The sequence below is a fragment of the Albidovulum sediminicola genome, from assembly GCF_025751575.1.
Lineage (GTDB): Bacteria > Pseudomonadota > Alphaproteobacteria > Rhodobacterales > Rhodobacteraceae > Albidovulum > Albidovulum sediminicola.
The window spans coordinates 1-3,013 of sequence record NZ_JAOWLA010000047.1; the positions used below are offsets into that span (position 1 = coordinate 1).

Consider the following 3,013-nt stretch of genomic DNA (forward strand, 5'->3'; position numbering starts at 1 on the left):
AGCTCGATCTCGTCGCGCTGACGCCCAAGCTCGGACCGGATCGACCCGAAAAGCTCAGGGTCCCGGCTCGAAAGACTCTCAGTGAAAAATCCAGCGTCGCGGTGCGGGGCAGTCATCGGCGTCTCCTTTATCTAGCCGGTCCAGCCGAGGCCGGCTGCTATGGCATTCATGGATTGCATGAGCGCGACCGGCGCCCGGTCGGACGGCGTCGCGCGGAAGCGGGCCAGAAGATCAACCTGTAGCCGGTTGATCCGGTCAAGTTGCGGGCGGATCCGTTCGATCCGGTCGCGCATCAGGGGGAAGCGCCCCCCGGTCGTGGCGCTGCCGGTCAGGAAGCAGACGGCCGCGGCGGAGCGGTCGTGTTCGCCCTCCACCAGCCCCAGGACGCGCTCACGCACCTGGGCGTCCGCCACCAGGCCGGCATAGTGCCGGGCGATGTCCATGTCGCTCAACAGCAGCGATTTCTCGACCTCGTCCACCATCAGCCGGAAGAGTTGGTGGCGCTCGAACATCTCGGCCAGAAGCCGGTCGCCCTCGGCGCCCCGCACCTGCCGGAAGGAGGCGATCGCCGTGCCGAACCCGTACCACCCGGTCACGAGGTGGCGGTTCTGCGACCAGGCGAAAACCCAAGGGATCGCCCGCAGGTCGGAGAGGCTCCGCGCGCCGAAGCGGCGGGCGGGACGCGAGCCGATCTTCAGCATCGCAAGTTCCTCGACAGGACTCGCCTGCTGGAAGTAGTCGATGAAGCCCGGGGTCTGCAGCAGGTTGGCATAGGCCGTCTGCGATACACCCGCCAGCGCATCGAGCGCGTCGCCATGTTCCGGGTTCGCCGCTTCCTGCGCCCGCGTCTGCATATGCGTCATGACGGAGGAGGCCAGCAGTTCCAGGTGATTGAGCGCGGTGCCGCGGTTGGCGTAGTTCGAGGACACGACCTCGCCCTGCTCGGTGAGCCTCAGGCGGCCATGCACGGTGCCGAGCGGTTGCGCGGCGATGGCCCGGCCGGCGGGCGCGCCGCCCCGGCTGACCGAACCGCCGCGGCCATGGAAGAACACCGGCCGCAGATCGTGGCGCGCAAGCGTCCGGCTGATGCGACGCTGAGCCTTGTCCAGTTCCCAGGTCGAGCAGACGAAGCCGCCGTCCTTGTTGCTGTCCGAATAGCCCAGCATCACCTCGATCGTGCCGCCGCGTTCGCGCAGGCTGCGGCGTGCCAGCGGCACCGCCAGGAGGTCGTCGAACACCTCGGGCGCGCGCCGCAGATCCTCGATCGTCTCGAAGAGCGGCACGACCCGCAGATCCAGCGTCTCGGCGCCGAAGCCCGCGTAGCGCGCGATCAGGTAGACGCCCAGGATGTCATCGCTCGACCGGGTCATTGACAGGATGAAGGGCCCGACGGAGTCCGGGTCATCGGACACCCGCGCCTCGCGCATCAGCGAAAGCAGATCCAGCAGTTCCACCGTATCGGCGGAAAGCCGGGCGCGATCGGCGTAGGTTAGGTCCGCGAGCCCCAGTTCCCGGCGCAGGCGCGCCGACCATTCCGGCGTGCCATAGGCGGGGGCGGCACCACTCAGCGCCCAGATCTCGGTCAGGGCGGCGGTTGTGACGGTCGAGTTCTGGCGGATGTCGAGCGTCGTGGTGCGGAAGCCGAAGGTCTCGGCCTGCCAACGGATCGGGCGCAGGAAGCGTTCGGCGATGCGATCGGCACCTATCGCCGAAAGGGCGGCATCCAGCACACGCAGGTCGGCGGCGAAACGGCCGGGGGTGGCGTAGCCTTCAGCCTGTCCCGCCTCGGTCGCCTCGAGCCGCTCGGCCATCGAGGTCAGGGCCTGGCGGAAAAGTTCGCCGGGATTGCGCGCGGCAAGGTCGGCGGCATGCGCGGAGCGGCCGGCGATGATGCGGACCGCGTCGGCATGCGCCGCCGGCACCGCGACGATGCGCGAGGTGATGCTGATCCGGGCCGCGGCCGCGCGCAGTTCCGTCCGGTAACGCTCCAGGATCGCCGCGCGGCTGCGCCGCAGCGCATCGCGCGTGGCGGCGGTGGTCACGTTGGGGTTGCCGTCGCGGTCGCCCCCGATCCAGGAATGGAAGCGGATGCAGGGCGTGACCTCCGCGGCCTCGCCGAAGCGGTCCTTTGATGCCGCGATGAAGCGCTGGAACAGCTGCGGGACGGCGTCATAGATACTGTCGCGGAAGAATTGCAGCCCCCACTCGATCTCGTCCTTGAGGCTCGGCCGTTCGAGCCGCAGCTCCCCGGTCATCCACAGCAGGTCGATCTCGCTTTCGATGTCCAGCATCAGGTCCTCGCGTTCGCGCGGGGTCCAGCGCTGGGTTTCGAGGGCGACCAGCAGGCGGTAGATGCGGCGGTGGATTTCCAGCACGGTGACGCGCTTGGCCTCGGTCGGATGCGCCGTCAGGGTCGGGCCGACCGAAAGCTGGCCGGTCATCGCCTCGAACTGCGCGGCTGTCATCTCCGGCTCAAGCCCCGCGACGGCGCGGGCAAAGCTGCCCTCGACAGCACCTGCGCCATCGCGCGCCTCGGCGCGCCGGCGGTCACGCACGGCGGCGTTTTCCTCGATGATCCGGCTCAGCTGGAACCAGATGCTGACCGCTTGCAGGCAGGGGATCGCATCCTCTTCGGCCGGAAGTGCCGAGGTGGCATCCTCGGCCCAGCCGGCGATATGGGGCGCGCGCCGCTCGACCACGTTCAGCCAGAGGCGGCGCAGATCCTCCCTCAGGGCGGCCGCGTAGTCCGCCGTAGGGGGAACGCTGGTATCGGAAAGTCGCGCGGCTCGGTCCATGGTCTATGCCACCCTGTCTTTTGGGGTTTTTCCCTGGAAGAAGTCGTTGAGGTTTTGGAGGACGCGGAATCCCATGTCTTCGCGTGTTTGCCGTGTTGCGGAACCGAGGTGGGGGAGCATGACGAGGTTGTCTGCGCCGAGGAGGTCGTTGTGGACCTCTGGTTCGCGTTCGAAGACGTCGAGGGCTGCGCCGCCGATGGTGTTGAACCAGAGGGCCT

General features: G+C 68.4%; 2 protein-coding genes. Both read right to left on the reverse strand.

The genetic code is table 11. From position 1 onward, the window contains the following. Positions 1-131: 131 nt before the first annotated feature. Positions 132-2,795, reverse strand: coding sequence for a phosphoenolpyruvate carboxylase (locus tag OE647_RS19930; RefSeq protein WP_263723518.1), 2,664 nt, complete (start codon positions 2,793-2,795; stop codon positions 132-134). A gap of 3 nt (positions 2,796-2,798) precedes the next feature. After that, positions 2,799-3,013: NAD(P)-dependent oxidoreductase (locus tag OE647_RS19935; protein WP_318527979.1), on the reverse strand; the 215-nt coding region annotated here is incomplete at its 5' end.

Coding starts and splice junctions, on each gene's coding strand:
- OE647_RS19930 (WP_263723518.1), bottom strand. CDS start 2,795: ATGGACCGAGCCGCGCGACTTTCCGATACCAGCGTTCCCCCTACGGCG.